We start from the raw sequence: 20257 nt of genomic DNA on the forward strand, positions 1-20257 counted from the left end.
GTGTTCTCAGCGTGGTTGTCGGCAGGTTTGGACAAAACGGACCGCAGCCTCGGGGGTGCGGCCCCAGTGCAGATGGATGTAGCCTGCCAGGGTGTTGTGAAGGAGGTGCCCCTCGTGCCGTCCGTCCTCGAGACGGAAGGCGGATGCAACTTCAGGGTGGCCCTCCTCGATGGTCGAGTAGTGGAATTCGTGGCCGTGGAGCACGGCGCTCTTAGGTGCAAGCAAACAATCCTGTTCCACAAGCGGTTGTCGGTAGCCGAGGCTGTGCAACCGGCTTTGCATCCGCGCTTGAAAGGGGTAGAGGCCGGCCATGGGAAAGGGTTGGCCTTTCAAGTCAATAATCGAGCGGCAGAGATACATGAAGCCACCGCATTCGGCATAAACCGGGCGACCGCATTCGGCAAAGGCGCGGATCTGTTGGAGCATTTTTTTATTACCACTCAACTGGCCGGCATGGAGTTCGGGATAACCGCCGCCGAGATAGAGGCCCTGCAGTTTCTGAGGAAGGTTTTTATCCTCTAGGGGGCTGAAAAAAATCAACTCAGCGCCGGCCGCACGCAGCAGGTCGAGGTTGTCCTCGTAATAAAAACAGAAGGCTGCGTCTCTGGCCACCCCGAGGCGAACCGTTTCGGCCGAGGCCGCCGGGGGGTGGTTCGTGTCTGCCGGGGGCGATTCCCGGTGCTCGCCGGCAATCCGGAGCAACAGGTCAAGGTCAAGGTGTTCTTCCGTCAGCAATGCCAGCTGGTCCAGTCCCTCGCCCCGGAGCGGGTGTTCCTCGCCCATATGCAGGCCGAGGTGGCGGGAGGGGATGCAGACCTCCTCCCGGCGCGGCAGAAAACCGATGATCGGAACCTTGCAGTGGTCCTGGATGGCCTTGATCACCATGGCCCGATGCTTGTCCGAGCCAATCCGGTTGCAGATAACCCCGGACAGGTGCAGTTGGGGATCAAGGGTGGAAAAGCCATGGACCACGGCGGCAACGCTCTCCGCCGCCGAGCGGACGTCGATCACCAGAATGACCGGCAGTTCCAGGGTCTTGGCCAGGGTGGCTGCCGAGCCCTCGCCGCCGTCAAAGAGGCCCATGACCCCTTCGACCACCGCACAGCCGGAGGCTGGGTTGTGACGGGCAAAGGTCTGGCGGACAAAATCGGCCCCGCACATGCGGACATCAAGGTTGCGCGACACCCGGCCGGTCACCATCCGGTGCAGGCTTGGGTCGATGAAGTCCGGGCCGCATTTAAAGGGCTGAACCATGAGCCCTCGCCGGGCCAGGGCGGCCATGATCCCCAGGGTGACCGTGGTCTTGCCGCATCCGGAATGGGTGCCAGCGATGAGCAGGGCGGGCGGGCTCATAGTTGGGTGATACCCTCCTGGCCATAATCCGGATAGAGCAGTGAGCGGACAAAGGCAATGCCGTCGATTAACCCCAGGGTCGGCCGCGAGACCATCTCCTCGTCAACCAGAAAGACCTGGTTTTCGCGTACGGCCTTGATCACCCCAAATCCCGGCTCCTTGACAATATCGTCAACGCTCACCGGATTCATTCGGCCGCTCTGGGCCAGGAAGAGGTCGATCTGGTCGGCCTTGGCCAGGATGCGCTCTTTGCCATAGGCAGCGATATTGGTCTCGCGCACCTGTTCGGCATCACTGGCGATGTTGATGCCGCCGGCCGATTCCAGGGCAAACATGGCAATGGCGTTGGGGGCAAAGGTCTTCATCTGTTTGTGAATCGCCTCAAAGTAGACGTGTTTACGTTTTTCTTTGGGAATCTGTAGCAATGAGGCCGTGATGGCAGCCAACCGTTTGCCGAAGGTTTCGATCATGACCTTGGCTTGCGGTTCCCGGCCGGTGAGTTTGCCCAGGGCCTCCCAGTAGGGGAAGAGTTCATTCGCCTCACTCGGTTGGAGGGAGATGACACGAACGTTGTTCTTTTCCAGGATGCGCACCAGATTGGGGTAGCCCCGGCTGATCATCGGCCGGATCAGGACCAGATCGGGTTTGAGGGCTAGCAACCGTTCGGGGTCATCTTGGAATTGGACGCGGGGCAGGTGGGGCAATTGGGTGTCGCTGGGTCCGCAGGCAATGATTTCCTTGTTCAGCCCGAGTTCGAGCAGATTGGTGGTATGAGCCGGGTACAGGGAGATGATCCTTTGAAAAGGCTGGGAAAAGACCAGGGTCCGTTTCTCGCTGTCGGTGATGGACGCGGCCGAGGCAATGGAGGTAAGCAGGAGAACGAGACACTGGATGAGAAGAAGAACTTTAAGGCGCATGATACCGTATTGCTGGGGTTTAAGGGTGAGCCGGCAGCCTGAAACTCACCTGCCGGCTGTTGGTAAAGGTATTGGTGGTTACTTCGGCCTCGACGCCGTAGACCGCCTCAATATTTTCCGGGGTCAGCACCTCCTCGGTGGGCCCCTGGCAGACCACCTGCCCCTGTTTGAGGAAGACCAGCTGGTCGCAGAAGAAGGAGGCCAGGTTGAGATCGTGCATCACTGCCACCACCTGCATGCCCTGCTGCTCGAAACGGCTGCGGATGAGGTGGAGGATCTCCAGGCTGTGGTGGATGTCGAGGTTGGAGGTGGCCTCGTCGAGCAGGAGGACCGCAGGCTTCTGAGCCAGGGCACGGGCCACGGCCACCCGCTGCTTTTCGCCGCCGGAAAGCCGGGTCACCGGCCGATCGGCCAGGGCAGTAATGCCGGTGATCTCCAACACCTCGTCGATCAGGTCCTGGTCCTCTTTGTTGGGAGTGGCAAAACGATGGAGGTGCGGATGCAGCCCCATTTCCACCACCTCGCGGACCGAAAAACTGAAGCGGACCATGAAGTCCTGGGGCACCAGGGCCAGGAGCCGGGCCAGTTGTTTTTTCGGCCAGGTTTGTACCGGACGGTCCATGAACGCAATCGACCCGGACTGCGGCGTCTGCAGGCCGCCCATCAGATCAAGGAGCGTGGTCTTGCCGCTGCCGTTGGGGCCCAGGATACCGTAGCAGCAGCCCCGGCGGAGTTCAAGATTGACATCGCGCACAACCTGCGTGCCGTTATAGCCAAAGCTGACCTCGGTCAGTGACCAGAGGCGGTCGCTCTGTTGTTCAGAAAGCGCTCTTGCCATCCTGTTGCCGTTTTTTAAAGAGAATGCAGAAGAAGGGGCCGCCCAAAAGCGCGGTGAGTACGCCGATCGGTACCTCGACCGGCAGGACCGCCCGGGTCAGGGTGTCGGCGACCAGCAAGAGCAGGCCGCCGGTAAAAAAGGAGAGCGGGACCAGTAAACGGTTGTCCGGACCGACCAGGTGGCGCAGCATGTGCGGCACGATCAGGCCGACAAAGCCGATGATGCCGGAGACCGAAACCGCAATTGCAGTCATCAGGGTGCTGACCGTGAGCAGGAGAGTGCGCAGCCGGACCGTATTGACGCCGAGCGAGGTGGCGGCCCGATCGCCGGTGGCCATGATGTTGAGGTCGCGGCTGTAAAAAACCGCGGTCATGGTCCCGAAGAGGGCCGTGGGCACCAGCAGGAGAATGTTTTGCCAGGAGGCCCCGGCAAGGCTGCCCATCAGCCAGAAGATGATCAGCCCCACCTGCTCGTCAGCGAGGAATTTGAGAAAACCGATGGCCGCAGACAAGATGGCGGCAACAATGACCCCTGCGAGAATCAGGCTGGTGGAGGAGAGCCGCTTGTCGCCGGAGGCCAGAAAGAGGACCACGGCCAGGGTGCCGACGCCGCCGCCGAAGGCAAAGACCGGAATGGTCACGCCGGACGGCAGGGCCAGGCCGAAAATCTGCAAGACAATCACCAGGGAGGCACCGAAGGCAGCGCCGGTGGAGATCCCCAGGGTGTAGGAGTCGGCCAGGGGATTGAGCAGAATTGCCTGAAAGACCGCGCCGCTCACCCCGAGCAGACCGCCGACCAGGACCGAGGCCAGGATCCGGGGCATACGCACGTCGGCGACCACCGTGGCGGCAACCGGGTCGATGCCCACGGGCAGGGGTTGACTGCTCAGTTTGGCAAAAAGAATGAGAATGACATCGGGGATCGACACCTGGAGGAAGCCCAGGGTGGCCGAAAGGGCCACGGCAAACACCATGGCTCCGCAGAGTGGCAGCAACCAGGTAATGGCGCTCTTGCCGTTCATCAGTCCAGCTCCACTCCCGCATCGGCAGCGGCTTCGGCGGCATGCGCGACAAAAATCTGCACCAGCGGCGTTTCTTCGCCCAAGCCTTTGATCACCGGGATCACCTCGAAACCCTCCCTGGTGAGGATCGATTGCCAGGAGTCTTCCTCCGGGCTGACCAGGTCGCGGGTGGCATGTTCGCCGGCGACGATGAGAAAGGGCTTTAGCATCACCCGGCGTACCCCGTGCAGCCGCAGGCTCTCGACCACCTCATCAAGGCTGGGGAATCCTTCGACCGTGGCAATCAGGGTCAGCACCCCGGGGTAGAACTGCCGCATGCGGGCCGCAAATTCCAGGTAGAGGCCGCCGGAGGGGAAATACTGGTTGCCGTGGCCCATGTAGACCAAGGCCGCATCGTGGCTTTTTGCCAGGGCCGCGTCTTCAGCCAGGGCCTGGGCAACGATGCGGATGTCGTCGGCATAGGCGCGGTGGAGGCTGTAGGCTCCAAGCAGGGGCCGGCCGAGGGCGATTGTTTTAAAGGGCCGCCAACGCGGCTTCATGGTACGGATTGAGGCCAGGCCGCGGACATAGGCCGCCAGATCGTGAAACTCCTCGGCTGGGGCAACGTGGGTTGGCTGGACGATCAGGGTGTCAAACCCTTGATCCTGGAGATTGGCTATGGCGGCGAGGATGCCCTGAATGGCAAGGATATCCTGGGGGATATCGGGATGCGCCTGCAGGTAGGCCGGGTCGGTGGCGCGCTTGCGCCAGATGCGGCGGATCTGGTTGGAGGTGAAGGCCAGGCGCACCGGGGTCTGGGGATACGCAGTTTCCATGGCGGTCTTGATGGTCAGCAGCCCCTTGAGGGCCGCTTCCACCGTGGTTCCGAACATGGCCAGCACAATCGCCTTCCTCTGTTGCACCAACGCCTCCCTCGGTTGACGGAAAAAAGGTTGCCGGGCGATGTGTCCTCGCGCCCCTGTTTTCCCTGGGTTTCCGGTCCGGAAATAAAAAAATCCCGGACCAATGATCTTGATCCAGGATGTCCCTTGTTTACCGCTGGAGTCTGTCGTCCGAGCTTGCAGCCGGCAAGGTCGGGGTCTTACTGTTCAGGCAGGTCTTCTGACTTCCGGATCACTCTCCTTCCGCGCCTTCCCGTTGTCAGCAACAACAGTGGCCATCATGCGGAATTTGTCCCCGGGTACAGCGGTGGGCCCGTTCCGGTCTTGAACCGGATTCCCTTTTCATCCGTTGATACGGACACCTGAACACAGTGCGGCCCATGGTACCTGCCGCTCCCGATGAAGTCAAGCCGTGAATCGCTGTCAATCTGGAAAACACGGGGAACAGCGTTCCCACGGAGGACTCAGGCGTTGTTGCCTTCGGTAAAGTGGCGAGGAGAGCTGTTCACCAAGGCGGGCAACAGGGTTTGCACCTCAAGGGTGGTCCATTCCGGATGACCGGAGAGGGTGGCCACGTTGATCTGATTGAGTCCTCGGGCTATCTCCTCGTAGCTCTTTCCTTTGGACCGCAGCCGCTGGATCGAAGCCGAGAGCTGGTCGCGGCTGAATACCTTTTTTTCCCTACCGAGTTTCTGTAAAGTCTGCTTGTTCTCTGCCGGAGGGGGTGTTTCAGGCATTTCCAGGGTCAGGCCGTTGTGCGGCAATTCAACCGCCTCGTAGAGGTCGAATATCTGATCCTCCGGGAGCGTGTTTTTGTCGTGCGCGCTTTCGGCAGGAGTTGGAATGTCGGCGGTGACAACGGTGGGCATGGGTTTGTATTCCAGTTGCAAGCCGACCATCAGCCGCATGAGGTCGTCGATCTGCCGGTCGCGGCGCGCCAGCTGCTCCCGCATGTCTTCCAGTTGATCGCGGAGCAGTTCGATCTGCTCCTTGTAGGCAAGCAGCAGATCGTTTAAAAAGCCGTCGTGCTGGCTGGTTTGTGCCTGCCGCCCGGCGATTCCGGCTGCTTTGGTCTCGCCCGTAGCCATCTCTTCGCCGTCGCGAGCATAGGTAGCGAGCAGCTGCCTTCCCTGGTCCCACCGTTCCAGGTCGGCGTAACGGAAGCGGACCTCCTGCTTGCCGGTCACCGGGTTAAGGATCAGTTTGTAAGGTAGACCTCTTTTCCGGTACCGGCTGATGGATTTGGTCGATACATTGAGAAAATCGGCCGCTTCTTTCTGGGTTACCATGTAATCATTGTCACTCATGCCTGTCTCGTCGTTGATGGGTGATTCCGGCTGTTGCTCTCGGCCAGCAATTCCCGGCCAGTGGCAATGACCGCCTGGAAAAAGTCGTCGATCTGGGGTTTGCCGATGGTGATGTTGGTGATCAGCAGCCGCAGGACCAGTTGGTTGTTGACGAAACCGGTGCCGACCAGGCTGCGGCCGGTGCGGTGCATGCGCTCCCGCAGCTCCAGGTTGAAGGGTTCGACAGGGATATCGGCGGGGGGACGAAAACGGAAACAAATGTTGAACGATTCGCGGGGCACGACCATCTCAAGTTCGTTCGCCTGATGCACCTGTTCCTCGGCATATTGACACAGTTCCAGATAATTTTCCACCCTTTCGGCCAGCCCGGCCTGACCGTAGAATTTCCAGTCGAGGAACCACTTGAGGCTGTCGACCCGCCGGCCGCATTGCAGGGATTGGGTGCCGAGGTCGCGGATTTCACCGTCCTCGCCTTCGCGGAAGATGTAACTCTCGTCGCCGGCGCTGCAGACCTCTCGGAGAATATCGGGGCGATGGTTGAACAGCAGCACGTTGCACATCAGGGCCGTACCCAGCATTTTGTGAAAATCCAGGGTGAAGGAATCGGCCTGTTCGAGATCTGGCAGGTACTGTTGCCGGAGTCGATCGCTGAAGATCACCGCCCCGCCCCAGGCGCCGTCGACATGCAGCCAGAAATTGTACCGGTCGCGCAGGGTCAGCAGCGGCGGCAAGGGATCGTAGGAGCCTCGCACCGTGGTTCCGGCTGTGGCGGCGACAAAAAAGGGCAGGCCGCCCGAAGCGGTGACCTCGGCGAGCCGTTGCTCCAAGGCGGGTACGATCAACCGGCCATGGTCGTCCACCGGAACTTTGATCAGGTGCTCGGCACCCAGGCCGAGGATATTGGCGGCCCGGTCCATGGAGTAGTGGGCGTCGGCGTTGACAAAGGCAAACAGTTCCTGCCTGCCGAAGAGACCTCGTTGTTTGGCCTCCGGGTACACACTGTTACGGGCGGCCATCATGGCGATCATATTGGCGTTGCTCGAACCGGTTGTCATCTGGCCGGTTCCGTGGTCAAAACCAACCAGCTCCAGCATGGTCCGCAGCAGGTATTTTTCCATGAGGGTCGACACCGGGGCGGTCTCATAGGTGCAGGCCGAGGTGTTGGTGATGGCGGTGATCATCTCGCCGATCACCGAGGGCAGGTTGGCCCCGGACCACATCCGGTTGACGTAACCGGGATGACCGGTTTTGACGGCGTGGGCCAGGTACAGCTCCACCCAGGTGAACAACTCCTCCCAGTTGCCCAGACCCCGATCTTCCTCGAGGTGCAGCACCCGGCGCAAGTCGCTGGGGTCGAGATATTCGACAAACGGACCGGTCTCCCGTTGCTGGTGGTAACGGGTGATGATCTGCAATAACCGCTCGAAGATTTTATCCTGCTCCATACGTCCTGTGAATACTCCCTGTGGTCAGTACAGATTCAAATCAACCGCGGATTGAGAGTGCCCGGTAGGATGATCTGCTGCCGGGAAGAACTCTCGCTCTTTTTGCTTCTCTTGCAAAGCCGTTTCCCGGAAATTCGGCAAGGGGCGACGAGTGCGCTGCTGTTATGCCGGAGATTCGGAAATGGGACAAAATCGTTTGCTCTATACTACAGGGGAGGCGGATAATCGAACAGAAAGTGGTGGGAGGCAGGTAAGAATGGCAGGGGATCGGATGGTCAGCTGGGCAACGGCTTTAAATGTAAGGTTTTTTGTTTTTTTTGAGGGGAGGCTTTCAGCAAAAGAACCCTGATTGTGTTGCCGACAGTGAGTGCGGCTGCCAAAGGCAAGCGGCGCCTTTCATGGTGCCGGGTTCGGCTGATCCCTGGTTGTAAAAGTACACGATACCTGAAGAAATGAGGTCTTATTCCTCCTCATCCTCCCCGCCCAGGGTGGCTTGATCGATGCGCAACATGCCCTCAAGCAGGAGGTGATCGATGCGGGCATATAGCTTCACCGCATCCGCAGCCGGAATCTGATTCGGATAGAACCGGAAGATGCCTTCGTTCCAGGAAAGTGCCTCGAAAAAGGCATCCTTGACCTGGCGCAACAGGGTTTTGTCGAGACCGTCGGGTTTTATGTACTCCTGTTCCAGGAGAATCTGGCCAAACCGCTTGGGTGAGTCGGTCTGCTCGTGCAGGAGCAGGCATTGCTGCAGTTGCTCCTCGGTGATTACCTGTGACTCGACGAGGATCTGGCCGATCTTGCGCTGGTTGACCTGCAGGAGCCCATGGATCAGCACGCCTTTGCGAAAATAAAAGCTGCCGCAATTGGTGGGCGCCTGGATCTCAAGCATGCCACTCAGGGCGGCGAAATCAAAAAGCTGAAAGATGTTTTCGATGGCGATGGCGGCAATATTGCCTTCCAGCGCGGCGAGAGCGACGGAGGGGCCCGAGTCCGCGTGCTTGTCGTGTTGGAGGGGCATCAGGGCGGTTTTTTTGGTTTGCGGTCCAAAAAAAGTGCTGAGAATCAATTTCATGTGCGCGTTTGTAGTGTCTGGGAATGGATACAGTCAGGATAGGTTAAGATTCGCGCAAAACCGGAAAGGAGTCAAGAAGTATTCTCTTTTTCTGCAGACAGCCAGGAACGACAGCACCAAAAAGGGGCGACGAATCCATGGCCGTCGCCCCCAACTTCGGGAATAGAAAAAGAACGTTACACTCCGATGATCTCCTCGGGAGCATGGGTCAGGACCTGCGGCCCGTCTGCCTTGAGCACGTAGGTGTTCTCGATACCGATGGCCCCTTCCGGAAACACGAATTTTGGTTCAAGCGCAAAGGTCATGCCCACTGCCAGCGGCATCTTGACGCCCTTGGCAAAGATCGGATACTCGTCGAGTTCCAGGCCCACCCCGTGACCAATGAAGCGGACCCGGTCGTTGCCGATGCCCATGAAATGCTCCTGCAGGCCGATGGCTTCGGCCAGTTCCGCCGATTTGGTGTAGACATCCTCGCAGATCACGCCCGGCTTGATCATGGCCACGATGGCCTCCTGAATCTTCAGGGCAGCCGCGTGCGCCTGCCTCAATTGTTCCGAGATCTCGCCGATGACGAACATCCGTGCTCCGTCGGCGGTGTAGCCGTTAATCACGCAGGTATAGTCGATGTAGACGACCTCACCCTGGCTGATGGTTTTCCAGCCGGCGCCGTGCGGATTGTTGGCCGGGGTCAGGCCGCACCCGCCCACCGGGCCGTCGAAATAGGAGGGGACCGCGCCGCTGGCGCCGGTAGTCACATTGCCCATGAAGAAGTCCTGATTGAAGGCGCGCATCTTGCTGCAGCCACCGTAGCCGCGCCGCCGCATCCCGGCCTCGAACAGGCTGGCGAGCTCGATTTCGGTCATGCCTTCATGGAGCATGGCGGGCACATCGGCAAAGACCTGATCAAGAACGCCGCAGGCCCTCTGCAGCAGGTCGATCTCGTGTTCCGATTTGATGGTCCGGATTCGCTTGAGCGCATCCGAGATATCGGTGAAGTTGGAATCCTTGAATATTTTGTTATAAAACTGCCAGGTATTATAGGGGATGACGTCCAGTTCCAGGCCGAGCGTGTCCAGGTTGAATCCTTTCTCCTTGAGGATATCGGGGATCATTTTTAGGCTCTTGACATCCATGATCTCCTCAATGGGCGACTCCTTGCAGGCGCGCTCAAAGCTCTTGCGCACCATGAGAATGGGCTTGCCGGAGCGGGGAATGAAGAGATGGCTGCTTTGAGAGGTACCGCTGAGATAGAACAGGTTAGTGTGGTGGATGATCAGGGCGCCATCGATGCCCAGTTGTTCCAGAGTGTTCTGAAAGGTCTGGATGCGTGTGTCAACTTCACTTTTCGGCGTGTAGAGCATATCCGTCATGAATTCCTCCCCTGTGCGTGAGTTTGAAACAAGGTACCGGTTTGACTGCAAAGTTGCCGGCAACCGTATTCAACAAAAAACGATCTGTCAATGGCAAGTCGGCGCGATGGGGAGCTTCGATGGAGAGGGACGGGCGTGGTGGGAGGGGCCGTGCTCCGCAGACCGGCAAGCTGCTCAGCTCAGCCGGTTTTTGAAATCCTCGTAGCCAAACCGGCGCACCAGGGTCAGCACGTCGTTTTCCGGCCGGTAGAGGATGATTGCGGGCAGTTGGACGCCGTTGAAGGTGTTGGTCTTCACCATAGTGTAGATGGCCATGTCGGTGAACACCAGCCGGTCGCCGGCAACCAGCGGCGCATTAAAGGAATACTCGCCGGCAACATCACCGGCCAGGCAGGAGAGACCGCCGATGCGGCAGGTCCAGGCCTTCTCGCCCGGCTCACCCGAGCCGATGATATGCGGCCGGTAGGGCATCTCCAGGACATCGGGCATATGGGCCGGCACTGAGGCATCGATGATCGCCACCGGCAGATCGGCCTGGACGACATCGAGCACCGTGGCCACCAGATAGCCGGTGTTGAGGGCGACGGCTTCGCCCGGTTCCAAGTAGGCTTGCACCCCCCATCGAGATTGGAAGTGGTTGACGATGTCGATGAGCAACTCCAGGTCATAGCCCTCGCGGGTGATGTGATGGCCGCCGCCGAAATTGACGTAGTGCATTTGCGGCAGGACATCGCCAAAGGTCCGCTCCACTGCGGTGACGGTCCGCTCCAGGCAGTCGGCGTCCTGTTCGCAGAGGTTGTGCCAGTGCAGGCCGCTGATGCCCTCGAGCATGTCGGTGCGAAAATCGGCCCGCCGGATGCCCAGCCGGGAACCAGGCGCGCAGGGGTCATAGATGGGGACCGCTCCTTCCGAATGCTCGGGATTAATCCGCAGGCCGAATTCCAGTGTCCGCCCTGCCGCCTTGGCCGTTTTTTCGGCAAGTCCTCGAAACCGTTGCCACTGTGCAAAGGAATTGAACACCAGATGATCACTGGTCGCGGCCAGCTTTTCGATATCCGAGGCCGAATAGGCGGCGGCAAAGCTGTGGACCTCGCGGCCGAATTCTTCGCGGCCCAGCCGCGCCTCATGGGGCGAACTGCAGCAGACCCCGTCCAAGGTCTCCCGCAGCAGCGGAAAGACGCTGAACAGGGCAAAGCATTTCAGGGCCAGCAGGATTTTGCAGCCGGTCTGTTCTTTGACCCTGGCCAAAATGGCGAGGTTGTCGCGCAGCAGTCCCTCGTCGACCACGAAGGCGGGAGTCACCACCTGCGCCGGGTCGAATCGGCAGGCGAAACGGCCGTTGCAGCGAGGTTCGGTCACAGCTCAACGACCTGCCAGGGGAGACCATATTTGTTCAGCGCTTCCATGAAGGGATCGGGATCGAACTCCTCCATGTTCCACACGCCAGCTCGCTTCCACAACCCCTGGAGCATCATCTTGGCGCCGATCATCGCTGGTACGCCCGTGGTGTAGGAGATGGCCTGGGAGCCGACCTCGCGGTAGGCATCTTCGTGGCTGCAGATGTTGTAGATGTAGAGCTGTTTTTCCTTGCCGTCTTTGACGCCCTTGAACACGCAGCCGATACAGGTGCGGCCATGGGTCAGGGGGCCGAGCGAGGCCGGTTCAGGCAGCACCGCCTTGAGGAACTTGAGGGGGACCACTTCGGTGTCGTTGTAGTTGACCGGGTCGATCCGGGTCATGCCGACATTCTCCAGCACCCGCAGGTGGGTGAGGTAGTTCTCGGAAAAAGTCATCCAGAAACGCGCCCGCTTGAGGCCGTGGATGTTCTGCACCAGGGATTCCAGCTCCTCGTGGTACATGAGGAAGCACTTTTTGGGGCCGATGCCCTCGGGGAAATCGTAGTTCATCGACCAGCTGAGCGGATCGGTCTCCACCCACTCGCCGTGTTCCCAGTAGCGGCCGCGCTGGGTGATCTCGCGGATGTTGATCTCTGGATTGAAGTTGGTGGCAAAATGCTGGCCATGGTCGCCGGCGTTGCAGTCGATGATGTCCAGGGTGTGAATCTCGTCGAAATGGTGTTTTTGGGCCCAGGCGCAGAAGACATTGGTGACGCCGGGGTCAAAGCCGGAGCCGAGCAGGGCCATGAGCTTGGCCTTCTCGAACCGCTCCTTATAGGCCCACTGCCATTTGTACTCGAACTTGGCCAGATCCGGCGGCTCGTAGTTGGCGGTGTCAAGGTAATCCACCCCGGTTGCAAGGCAGGCGTCCATCAGCGGCAGATCCTGGTAGGGCAGGGCGACGTTGAGCACCAGGTCCGGCTTGATCCGCTGGATCAGGGCCACGGTCTCTTCCACATTATCGGCATCGACTTTCTCGACGGTCACGGTGACGCTGGTGCGTTCCTTGACCGATTGGGCAATGGCCTCGCATTTCGAGACGGTGCGGCTGGCCAGGGTGATTTTGCTAAACACCTCGCTGGCTTGGGCGCATTTATGAACGACAACGCTGCCGACACCGCCGGCGCCGATGATGAGGACGTGAGACATGGGAGGGCTCCTTATGGTTAAAAAACTTAAAGAACAATTGAACCGTTGCCACGAAGTTGAAAGCGGCTGTTGGCAGTGGATGGCGGAGATTTCTCCCTGCGGTCGAAATGACAGCTATATCCAAGCCAATTTCTCGACAACATGACCATTTTGCCTTCTTCCGAAGGCGTCATTTTTTGTCATCTCGACCGCAGGGAGAGATCTCAAACCACCCATCACTCAAATCTTGCCATGCAGGGTTGACGGCAACAACCAATAGGTTTTTCTTCTCTCTTCGCCACTTCTTGATCTCTTTTTCCCTGGCTATTGCGATGAGAACATCCTGCGTTTCCTCGAAATAGACCAGTCTGTTGACGTTGTATTTCTCGGTAAAACCTGCAACCTGCTTTGTCTTGTGCTCATACACACGTCGTTTGAGATTGTTGGTCATGCCGACGTACATAACCTTGTTGTTTTGGTTCGTTAGCAGGTAGATGTAAAAGCTGGGCATGTCGGTTTAGAGATTTCTCCCTGCGGTCGAAATGACAGCACAAAAAAGGTGCGAGGTAATAAAGGCCAATTCCTAAACCCGCACTTGGCGACCCCCTTTTCGGTCATCTCGACCGCAGGGAGAGATCTCCAAGCCACCCATAGTTCAAATCCTTCCATTCGGGATTGACGCTGGCCTAAATGGAGTGCAACGATACCTCAGCTACTCCCGGATTTCGCTGCGCTTCATCCAGGCTACATGCTGTTTTCCTTAACAAAGCGTGTTCACTGTCCGAGTTGAGATAATCCGAATGTCTTGATTGTCGATGAGCCGTCGCTGTACTTCTCATATATTGTCAGTGAATTACCGCTAGACGTGAAGGTGTCAGATTCATCTTGTGGATCTGTGCGCCACCGCCCGGTGTCCGATGCCCAGATGACTCGGTCTCCCTCGATCTTGCAACGATATGTCCATTTCGAACCATCGTTCTTTCGAATGTAATGAAGATAAGTTACCGCATCTTCGACTTTTGTAATTGTCATTGTCGATGGATCTCGGCCCATTAGGGTGCCAATGGCAGCTTTGCAAATCAGCTGCTGAGAGAATGAAGCTTTCTCCTCAGCGTGGATAGAAAGACTCACATAGTTTATGGGAAGGCATAGGGCAATTGCTGCCACAATTTTATTGAAGAAACGCATGAATTCCTCCTGTGAGAGCTAACATATCTAACAATCTACAGTCTAATCAACCTTTCGTTTTACCTCTCAAAATACGTATACCCCCGCAATCCCGCCTCATAAGCCTCGACGATCTCCCGCCGTTCCTGGGCGCTGATCTTGCCGGAACGCACCGCCTGTTCCGCAGTCTCGCGGAAGCGGACAAAGAGCCGCTTGGGATCGTACTGCACATAGGACAACACCTCGGCCACCGTATCCCCTTCCTGTTCGCTGACGAATTCGTACTCGCCATTCTCCTGGATACGGATGGTGACCACATTGGTATCGCCCAGCAGGTTGTGCAGGTCGCCCAGGGTCTCCTGATAGGCGCCGACCAGGAAGGCGCCGAGGTAGTACTCCTCGTAGGGTTTGAGCTCATGCAGGGGCAGGTAGCGCTTCACCCCCCGCTTGTCGATGAACTGGTCGATTTTGCCGTCGCAGTCGCAGGTGATGTCGGCGAGGATGCCCTTGCGGTGCGGTTCCTCGTTGAGCCGGTGGATCGGCATGATCGGAAACAACTGGCCAATAGCCCAGGCATCGGGCAGGGACTGGAAGACGCTGAAATTGCAGTAATAAAAATCCGACAGTACCCGGTCGAGGTCGATCAGTTCGGTGCTGGGGTTTTTCAGTTCCTTGGAGAGCCGGCTGATCTCGTTGATCGTGGTCCAGAACAGCTGTTCGGCGAGCGACCGTTCGCGCAGGCTGATCTGGCCGTTCTGGAAGAGCCGCCGGGTCTCGTCGCGGTAGAAGATGGCGTCGTTGAACACCTCCTGGATGTTGCGCACGGTCAGATCCTTGAGAGCCTGCGTCATGTATTCCAACTGGGGCGGGCAGCCCTCGGGCAGCTTCTCGGGCAGGGGATCGGCCTGAAACTGGGTAACATCAAGGATGTTGAACAGCAGGATCGAATAGTAGGCGACCAGGGCCCGGCCCGATTCGGTGATGATGATCGGGTGGGGTATGTTTTCAGCTTCCAGCGAGGTCATCACCGCTTCGATGATGTCGGTGCAGTATTCCTTGAGGGTGTAGTTGCGGCTGGAGAGAAAATTGGATTGCGAACCGTCGTAATCCACGGCTAGGCCGCCGCCGAGATCGAGGTATTCGACCTGGGCGCCTTCTTTGACCAGGCCGGCATAGACCCGGCAGGCCTCGTTGACCGCGGTGCGGATCTCGCGGATGTTGGAGATCTGGGAGCCCAGGTGGTAATGGACCAGCTTGAGGCAGTCGAGCATACCCGCTTCGGTCAACAGGTCCACGGCCTGGATGATCTGGCTGGTGTTGAGCCCGAAGATCGAGCGCTCACCGCCGGATTCGGACCAGTGGCCGCCAGCCTGGGCCGAGAGCTTGATCCGGATGCCGAGGATGGGTTTGGCATTCAACGCCTTGGAGCGTTCGATGATCAGCGGCAGCTCGTCGGGCATCTCCACCACCAGGATGCAGGTGAAGCCGATCTTGGTGGCATAGAGGCCGAGATCGATGAATTCTTCGTCCTTGTAGCCGTTGCAGATCAGCGCCGCTTTTTTATCGCGCATCATCCCCATGGCGGCGATCAGTTCCGCCTTGGAACCCGCCTCGAGGCCATGATGGTAACGGGAGCCGAATTGGGTGATCTTTTCAACCACCTGCTTCTGCTGGTTGACCTTGATCGGATACGCCCCCATGAAGGTCCCGGTGTAGCCCAGCTCCTCCATGGCGGAACGGAAGGTCTCATTGAGGCTGGTGATCTGGGCATCGAGGATATTCTCGATCCGCAGCAGCACCGGCATGTCGAAGCCGCGTTCCCGGATGCCGCTGGAAATGGCGGCAATGCTCACCGCCCGGTCGGTCGCGCCGGGCTCAGGCATGACCATCATGTCGCCGTTTTCGGCGATGAAAAAAAAGCCGCCACCCCATTCGGTCACCCCGTAGAGGTCTGACGACTTGTTAATATTCCAGCGTTCCATGGTATAGTTCACCAATACTCTTCCTCCTTCAACAAGATACAGCTCTTCTTATAATAAACGCCGAGTGCCGGGTCAAGGCCACCGGTTCTTCCTCACGCAAATCGAACAATAATGCCCTTAATCCAAGAGGCGGGTGGTTGTGCCGCCGTCCATGGGGCGGTGCAGGGTGATCTCCCGGCCGGTGGCGACCGCCTGGTTATACGCTTCGCCATGCATCATGGTGGACTTGCCGCGCATCTGCCGCAAACGGGGGAAGCGGAAGGCGACAAAATCCTCCAGCCGCTGCTGCGCCCGGAGTGCCGGCAGGTCGGAGGCAGGGGCCGATTTTTGGCTGGGTCGAGCTGTAGCGTTGCGGGAACGCTCCAGGGTTTGCCGGAATCCGGCCAGCAGACCGAGCAGATAGCTTTTTTTGGCGATGCGGCCGTTGACGGTAAAACCGCGCCGGTTTCGTTCCCACAGGGTCTGCAACCGGTTTTCGAGGAAATGGTAACAGTGCTCGGCAATCGCCACCTCTTCCTCGCGCCCGAGGAGCTCGATGGTTTTAAACGATTGGTTGGCCAGCGGATCGTAAAGCGAGGCGCAGATCACCCGCACCCCAAAGCCGGTTTCGAGCAGGGCGCAGATCGACTTGCGATGCACCGGCAAGGTCCGGCCGCCGGTGTTAATAGTCCGGTGCACCAGCCCCAGGTCTTCGGCCAGGGCATCGAAATCGAGCCGGTAGCGGGTCAGCAGTTCTCCCGCCCGCTGCACGGCGAGCGCGGCTTCGTGCTCGTTGTCCGAGCTGCCCAGGGCCAGCAGTTTACGCACCTTGTCGATGATCTGCCGTCCCTGCTCGGTGGCTGTCGATCCCTGCGCTAGGTCGGCGATGCCTTCCTCGAGATCGGCGCTGGCCCGGTGAAAAGGAGCGTCCAGGCCCAGCCGGGTGCAGGCCTCGCGGAAAAGCGGCCCGTGGCCCGCATCCTCCCGGCGATGGATTTCGCTGCAGATCTGATGGGCCATCTCGTGTTTGAGCACCTGGATTGTCAGGTTCCAGGGATGGGCGCTGATCAGAAAATGGCTGAGGCTTAAACGCCGATCAGTCGACGACCAACTGCCCATCTGTTTCCAGTTTCTGCTGATGGCCAGAATCGGCGGCTGGAGGCGGACCCCGTACTGGTAGCAGATGTCGTTATATTCCCGCGCCAACTGGCTTAGCCAGGCGGTATGGAGCCGGCTGTCGAGGAGTTCCATGGTTTCAGTGCCCTGCCGCACCGGTTTCCAGTCGGCGCAGGGCCTCGATCCGGGCAAGAATCGGCGGGTGGCTGTAATTGAGGAAGACATGCAGCGGATGCGGGGTCAGGTTGCTCAGATTGCTGACGCTGAGCTTCTTCAAACCGCTGATCAGCGCCTCGCCATCAGCACCGGTCTGGGCGGCAAAGCGATCGGCCTGGTATTCGTTGCGCCGGGAGAAAGCGTGAAAGCCGATGGCCAGGAGGGTGGAAATCGGGGCGTAGAGGAAACCAAAGAAGACCAGCCCGGCATAGATCGAAAGATGTTCCATGCCAAAGGCCGCGAACAGGCCCTGGTTGCCGAGAAAGAGCGAGAGGATGAAAAACAGCAACCCCATCTGCAGGATGGAAAGCACCATCGTCACCGGGATGTGTTTGAGCTTGTAGTGGCCCATTTCATGGGCGAGCACGGCGACGATCTCGCTGGTGGCCAGTTTGTCCATCAGGGTGTCGAAAAAAACGATGCGGCGGAAGCGGCCGAATCCGGTGAAAAAGGCATTGGCCCGGGTGGAACGCTTGGAGCCGTCCATGGTGTAGATACCCTGGAGGGCAAACCGTTGCGCGGCGGCGTAGCGGGTGATGGCCTCCTTGAGTTCGCCATCGGCCAGGGGGACGAACTTATTGAACAGCGGCATGATCACCACTGGAGCAAGAAATTGCACCACCAGGATGAACGCCACCGCAGCAATCCAGCAATACAGCCAGGCGAGCGGGCCACTGGTCTCAAAAAACCAGAGGATGGCAGCCAGCAAGGGGCCGCCGAGCACTATGGCCAGCAAGAGTGCCTTGAGACCATCAAGGATGAAGGTGGCGACCGTGGTGGTGTTGAAGCCAAAGCGCTGCTCGATGACAAAGGTCGAGTAGACGGAAAAGGGCAGGTTGAGCGCGGTCGAGAGCAGGGCTAGCAGGCCGGTGAAGATGAGCCCGGTGGGAATGGACGAGAGGCCGAAGCTGCGGGCAACGAGATCGATGAGATTGAACCCGCCAGCGAGAATGAACACCAGGGTCAGGCTCAGGCTCACCGTCGACTGGATCAGGGCAAAGCGCGTGGTCACTCGGGTGTATTCCTGGGAGCGGGCGTATTCTTCCTGGCCGTAGACCCCGGTAAACTCGGCTGGCAACTCGGGGCTGAGCGAGCGGAGATTGAGCAGGGCCACCGTCAGATCGATCAGGTAGCCCAGGAGCAGAATGGTCAGAATAAAAAGGAGATATCCGTTCATCGTGATCAGGATTCCATGGGTTGCAAGAGTTTGTGTTTATGGAGTGCGATGCACTTACAGGAGATTGCAAGGCGGTGCAAGTCAATAATGGTGGACGCGCCGTATCGTTTTGTTTTTTTGTTTGTTTGCGGCAAGTTTTGCGCCGATCTGGCATCGTGTTTGCTCGCTCCCCGTTGTCTGCGACCCTGCGAGGTTTGACAGGAGGGGGGAGGTCGCGTATAGAAGATAAAACGGCTTAGATCAGGAGGAAAGGCGTCATGGAAACAAACAAGGAAAAAACAGGGTTGTCCGCTGCCAAAGTGGCTGGCATTGTCGTGGCCGCCATGCTGCTCACCATGGTGGGCACCCTGTTCATTGTCAAGAACTGGCTTTTTCCCAGTCCCTTTGAACCGGTGGTCCTCAGTCAAGCGGAAGAGCAGCGGCTGGAGCGCAAGCTGGAGCGGTTTGAGCAGATCGGCGGCCGGACGCACCGGGTACCTCCTGGCCAACCAGGGGCGATGCCGACCGAGGAGGATCTGAAGCCGGAACCCTACAGCGAGGAAGGCGCTTCCCGCGAGATTCGCCTGAGCGAACGGGAGATCAACGCGATGATCGGCCAGAACATCGATCTGGCGCGCAAAATGGTGGTCGATTTTTCCAACGACCTGGTCAGCGTTAAGTTGTTGATCCCCGTGGATCCGGATTTCCCCATCATGGGCGGCAAGACGCTGAAGGTCAAGGCCGGGGCTGAACTCGCCTTTCGTGGGAGCCGGCCAGTGGTCATCCTGCGCGGCATCTCGGTGATGGGGGTGCCCTTGCCCAACGCCTGGCTCGGCGGCTTGAAAAATATCGACCTGGTTGAGGTCTTTGGCGCCGAACCCGGATTCTGGAAGGGATTTTCCGACGGCGTTGCCGCCATCGAGGTTCGGGATGGGAGCCTGCAGATTGTGCTGAAGGAGTAGCCGACTCAGCCTGTCCGGCCCTATTTTTTCGGCTTTTTCTTGGCTTTGTTCTTGGAACTGCCTGATTTTTTCTTGTCTTTGGGCGTGTTCTTTTTCACCGGGGGCTGCTCGTAGTCTTCGTGATTAAACTCGGCAAACCAGGAGATGTAAGCGTGGACATCAACGGGCATCCGCGCCTTGACCCAGGCCTGGAGCGACTCCATGGCCACTTCCCTGCTCAGATCGTTGGCCACCTCAACATTCCCCAAACCGATAAAAGTGGTCGACACGATGCCGTCTGCAAAGGCCTTGCGGATGATCTCCATCGACTCCCCCGGATGGAGATCGCAAAGCGTTGCCGCCAGGTTGCCCCAGAAATAGGACTCGCGATCAGCCTCTTCGCCGGTGAACAGCCCCTGGAAAAATCCCACCACCTCGTCCCGTCTGGCCGGATCAAAGGCCACCACATACGACAGGGCCTCCATGGCCGCACAGCGCACATATTGATCAATCTCCCGATTAGCGACCAGACCCTTGATTCCCTCAATTTCACCGTTGCAGGTCCGGTAGAGCAGGGTCGGCAGGGTTTCGGTGGTCATGTCGCCCCAGAGGTCGATCAACTGCTCCTCGGCAATGGAGAAAGCGCGGATGAACAGCTGATGGGCGGCTGGCTCGCTAAAGTGCGACAGCAGGGTGGCTGCATAGACATGGCCGTTATGTTCCTCCAAGACCTGGCGCAGCGGGTTTTCGGCAACCGATTCGATGATCTTGAGCAAGTGCGGGGTCAGCGCCTCCTGATGCTTGAGGGCAGCGTCCACCTCGTCACGCAGGTAGATGCTGCTCAACTGGTCGAACTTGGCAAGAAGGGTCTGGATATCGGGAGCACTCATACTGCGTACCTCGGAGAGAAAAAGGGAAGTTGGCCAAAAAGGTGCGGCACTCTATATTTTTTTGCCCCTGCAGTCAAT

20 protein-coding genes and 1 riboswitch are annotated in these 20257 nt (G+C 58.7%); of the genes, 3 read left to right on the forward strand and 17 right to left on the reverse strand.

Features of this window, described 5'->3' with window-relative positions; all coding sequences use genetic code 11:
* Positions 1-6 precede the first annotated feature (6 nt).
* The 7 genes from ACHZCX_RS13625 to ACHZCX_RS13655 all read right to left on the reverse strand — a co-directional run bounded on the left by ACHZCX_RS13625 (position 7) and on the right by ACHZCX_RS13655 (position 7762).
* The gene (locus ACHZCX_RS13625) at positions 7-1353 is read right to left on the reverse strand and encodes a cobyrinate a,c-diamide synthase (RefSeq protein WP_319587764.1); all 1347 of its coding nucleotides are present in this window, start codon (positions 1351-1353) and stop codon (positions 7-9) included.
* Positions 1350-2270 carry an ABC transporter substrate-binding protein gene (locus tag ACHZCX_RS13630; protein ID WP_319587765.1) on the reverse strand — a complete coding sequence of 307 codons (921 nt, stop codon included), beginning with the start codon at positions 2268-2270 and terminating at the stop codon, positions 1350-1352. The genes ACHZCX_RS13625 and ACHZCX_RS13630 overlap by 4 nt, the downstream gene beginning before the upstream one ends.
* 19 nt (positions 2271-2289) lie before the next feature.
* Positions 2290-3108, reverse strand: a complete 819-nt coding sequence (locus ACHZCX_RS13635; RefSeq protein ID WP_319587766.1) for a heme ABC transporter ATP-binding protein — start codon at positions 3106-3108, stop codon at positions 2290-2292.
* A complete protein-coding gene (locus ACHZCX_RS13640; RefSeq protein WP_319587767.1) occupies positions 3089-4129 on the reverse strand; it encodes an iron ABC transporter permease in 1041 nt (346 codons plus the stop codon). Before ACHZCX_RS13640 ends, ACHZCX_RS13635 begins: the two co-directional genes overlap by 20 nt.
* On the reverse strand, positions 4129-5031 hold the full coding sequence (locus ACHZCX_RS13645; RefSeq protein WP_319587768.1) for a sirohydrochlorin cobaltochelatase: 903 nt from the start codon (positions 5029-5031) through the stop codon (positions 4129-4131). Before ACHZCX_RS13645 ends, ACHZCX_RS13640 begins: the two co-directional genes overlap by 1 nt.
* A gap of 171 nt (positions 5032-5202) precedes the next feature.
* Positions 5203-5391, reverse strand: a riboswitch (cobalamin riboswitch).
* A gap of 83 nt (positions 5392-5474) precedes the next feature.
* A complete protein-coding gene (locus ACHZCX_RS13650; protein ID WP_319587769.1) occupies positions 5475-6317 on the reverse strand; it encodes a hypothetical protein in 843 nt (280 codons plus the stop codon).
* Positions 6314-7762 carry a pyridoxal-dependent decarboxylase gene (locus ACHZCX_RS13655; protein ID WP_319587770.1) on the reverse strand — a complete coding sequence of 483 codons (1449 nt, stop codon included), beginning with the start codon at positions 7760-7762 and terminating at the stop codon, positions 6314-6316. The genes ACHZCX_RS13650 and ACHZCX_RS13655 overlap by 4 nt, the downstream gene beginning before the upstream one ends.
* A gap of 181 nt (positions 7763-7943) precedes the next feature.
* Here ACHZCX_RS13655 and ACHZCX_RS13660 point away from each other — a divergent pair, with 181 nt between their 5' ends.
* A complete protein-coding gene (locus ACHZCX_RS13660) occupies positions 7944-8111 on the forward strand; it encodes a hypothetical protein (protein ID WP_319587771.1) in 168 nt (55 codons plus the stop codon).
* A 111-nt stretch (positions 8112-8222) separates the two neighbouring features.
* Here the strand turns inward: ACHZCX_RS13660 and ACHZCX_RS13665 are convergent, their stop codons facing one another.
* From ACHZCX_RS13665 to ACHZCX_RS13680, 4 genes are all read right to left on the reverse strand, one after another.
* Complete coding sequence (locus tag ACHZCX_RS13665) at positions 8223-8837, reverse strand: DUF4388 domain-containing protein (RefSeq protein ID WP_319587772.1); 615 nt, start codon at positions 8835-8837, stop codon at positions 8223-8225.
* Between the two features lie 176 nt (positions 8838-9013).
* Positions 9014-10207, reverse strand: coding sequence for a Xaa-Pro peptidase family protein (locus tag ACHZCX_RS13670; protein ID WP_319587773.1), 1194 nt, complete (start codon positions 10205-10207; stop codon positions 9014-9016).
* Positions 10208-10381: 174 nt separating this feature from the next.
* Positions 10382-11566: a carboxynorspermidine decarboxylase gene (gene nspC / locus ACHZCX_RS13675; RefSeq protein WP_319587774.1), complete on the reverse strand. Its 1185-nt coding sequence runs from the start codon at positions 11564-11566 to the stop codon at positions 10382-10384.
* The gene (locus tag ACHZCX_RS13680) at positions 11563-12753 is read right to left on the reverse strand and encodes a saccharopine dehydrogenase family protein (protein ID WP_319587775.1); all 1191 of its coding nucleotides are present in this window, start codon (positions 12751-12753) and stop codon (positions 11563-11565) included. The genes nspC and ACHZCX_RS13680 overlap by 4 nt, the downstream gene beginning before the upstream one ends.
* A 13-nt stretch (positions 12754-12766) precedes the next feature.
* On the opposite strand from ACHZCX_RS13680, the gene ACHZCX_RS13685 reads away from it, so the two are divergent.
* Positions 12767-12898, forward strand: a complete 132-nt coding sequence (locus ACHZCX_RS13685; protein ID WP_319587776.1) for a hypothetical protein — start codon at positions 12767-12769, stop codon at positions 12896-12898.
* Positions 12899-12922: 24 nt separating this feature from the next.
* Here ACHZCX_RS13685 and ACHZCX_RS13690 read toward each other — a convergent pair whose 3' ends face one another.
* The 5 genes from ACHZCX_RS13690 to ACHZCX_RS13710 all read right to left on the reverse strand — a co-directional run bounded on the left by ACHZCX_RS13690 (position 12923) and on the right by ACHZCX_RS13710 (position 18369).
* The gene (locus ACHZCX_RS13690; protein ID WP_319587777.1) at positions 12923-13243 is read right to left on the reverse strand and encodes a GIY-YIG nuclease family protein; all 321 of its coding nucleotides are present in this window, start codon (positions 13241-13243) and stop codon (positions 12923-12925) included.
* Between the two features lie 263 nt (positions 13244-13506).
* Entirely contained in the window at positions 13507-13920 is a 414-nt protein-coding gene (locus ACHZCX_RS13695) for a hypothetical protein (RefSeq protein ID WP_319587778.1), read from the reverse strand.
* Positions 13921-13979: 59 nt separating this feature from the next.
* Entirely contained in the window at positions 13980-15881 is a 1902-nt protein-coding gene (gene speA, locus ACHZCX_RS13700; RefSeq protein WP_394708835.1) for a biosynthetic arginine decarboxylase, read from the reverse strand.
* 117 nt (positions 15882-15998) lie between these two features.
* Entirely contained in the window at positions 15999-17132 is a 1134-nt protein-coding gene (locus tag ACHZCX_RS13705; RefSeq protein ID WP_319587780.1) for a DUF2786 domain-containing protein, read from the reverse strand.
* Positions 17116-18369, reverse strand: a complete 1254-nt coding sequence (locus tag ACHZCX_RS13710; protein WP_319587781.1) for a M48 family metallopeptidase — start codon at positions 18367-18369, stop codon at positions 17116-17118. The genes ACHZCX_RS13705 and ACHZCX_RS13710 overlap by 17 nt, the downstream gene beginning before the upstream one ends.
* Positions 18370-18626: 257 nt before the next feature.
* On the opposite strand from ACHZCX_RS13710, the gene ACHZCX_RS13715 reads away from it, so the two are divergent.
* Positions 18627-19310: an arginine N-succinyltransferase gene (locus ACHZCX_RS13715; RefSeq protein ID WP_319587782.1), complete on the forward strand. Its 684-nt coding sequence runs from the start codon at positions 18627-18629 to the stop codon at positions 19308-19310.
* Positions 19311-19330: 20 nt separating this feature from the next.
* On the opposite strand, the gene ACHZCX_RS13720 is transcribed toward ACHZCX_RS13715, so the two are convergent.
* Positions 19331-20179 carry a DUF1186 domain-containing protein gene (locus ACHZCX_RS13720; protein WP_319587783.1) on the reverse strand — a complete coding sequence of 283 codons (849 nt, stop codon included), beginning with the start codon at positions 20177-20179 and terminating at the stop codon, positions 19331-19333.
* Positions 20180-20257: the final 78 nt, after the last annotated feature.

This window comes from uncultured Desulfobulbus sp. (genome assembly GCF_963662935.2).
GTDB lineage: Bacteria > Desulfobacterota > Desulfobulbia > Desulfobulbales > Desulfobulbaceae > Desulfobulbus.

Excerpts from the sequence above, each read along its gene's own strand:
- ACHZCX_RS13625 (WP_319587764.1), bottom strand. The coding sequence starts at position 1,353 with ATGAGCCCGCCCGCCCTGCTCATCGCTGGCACCCATTCCGGATGCGGC.
- ACHZCX_RS13630 (WP_319587765.1), bottom strand. The coding sequence starts at position 2,270 with ATGCGCCTTAAAGTTCTTCTTCTCATCCAGTGTCTCGTTCTCCTGCTT.
- ACHZCX_RS13635 (WP_319587766.1), bottom strand. The coding sequence starts at position 3,108 with ATGGCAAGAGCGCTTTCTGAACAACAGAGCGACCGCCTCTGGTCACTG.
- ACHZCX_RS13640 (WP_319587767.1), bottom strand. The coding sequence starts at position 4,129 with ATGAACGGCAAGAGCGCCATTACCTGGTTGCTGCCACTCTGCGGAGCC.
- ACHZCX_RS13650 (WP_319587769.1), bottom strand. The coding sequence starts at position 6,317 with ATGAGTGACAATGATTACATGGTAACCCAGAAAGAAGCGGCCGATTTT.
- ACHZCX_RS13655 (WP_319587770.1), bottom strand. The coding sequence starts at position 7,762 with ATGGAGCAGGATAAAATCTTCGAGCGGTTATTGCAGATCATCACCCGT.
- ACHZCX_RS13660 (WP_319587771.1), top strand. The coding sequence starts at position 7,944 with ATGGGACAAAATCGTTTGCTCTATACTACAGGGGAGGCGGATAATCGA.
- ACHZCX_RS13665 (WP_319587772.1), bottom strand. The coding sequence starts at position 8,837 with ATGAAATTGATTCTCAGCACTTTTTTTGGACCGCAAACCAAAAAAACC.
- ACHZCX_RS13670 (WP_319587773.1), bottom strand. The coding sequence starts at position 10,207 with ATGACGGATATGCTCTACACGCCGAAAAGTGAAGTTGACACACGCATC.
- ACHZCX_RS13680 (WP_319587775.1), bottom strand. The coding sequence starts at position 12,753 with ATGTCTCACGTCCTCATCATCGGCGCCGGCGGTGTCGGCAGCGTTGTC.
- ACHZCX_RS13685 (WP_319587776.1), top strand. The coding sequence starts at position 12,767 with ATGGTTAAAAAACTTAAAGAACAATTGAACCGTTGCCACGAAGTTGAA.
- ACHZCX_RS13690 (WP_319587777.1), bottom strand. The coding sequence starts at position 13,243 with ATGCCCAGCTTTTACATCTACCTGCTAACGAACCAAAACAACAAGGTT.
- ACHZCX_RS13695 (WP_319587778.1), bottom strand. The coding sequence starts at position 13,920 with ATGCGTTTCTTCAATAAAATTGTGGCAGCAATTGCCCTATGCCTTCCC.
- speA (WP_394708835.1), bottom strand. The coding sequence starts at position 15,881 with ATGGAACGCTGGAATATTAACAAGTCGTCAGACCTCTACGGGGTGACC.
- ACHZCX_RS13710 (WP_319587781.1), bottom strand. The coding sequence starts at position 18,369 with ATGAACGGATATCTCCTTTTTATTCTGACCATTCTGCTCCTGGGCTAC.
- ACHZCX_RS13715 (WP_319587782.1), top strand. The coding sequence starts at position 18,627 with ATGGAAACAAACAAGGAAAAAACAGGGTTGTCCGCTGCCAAAGTGGCT.
- ACHZCX_RS13720 (WP_319587783.1), bottom strand. The coding sequence starts at position 20,179 with ATGAGTGCTCCCGATATCCAGACCCTTCTTGCCAAGTTCGACCAGTTG.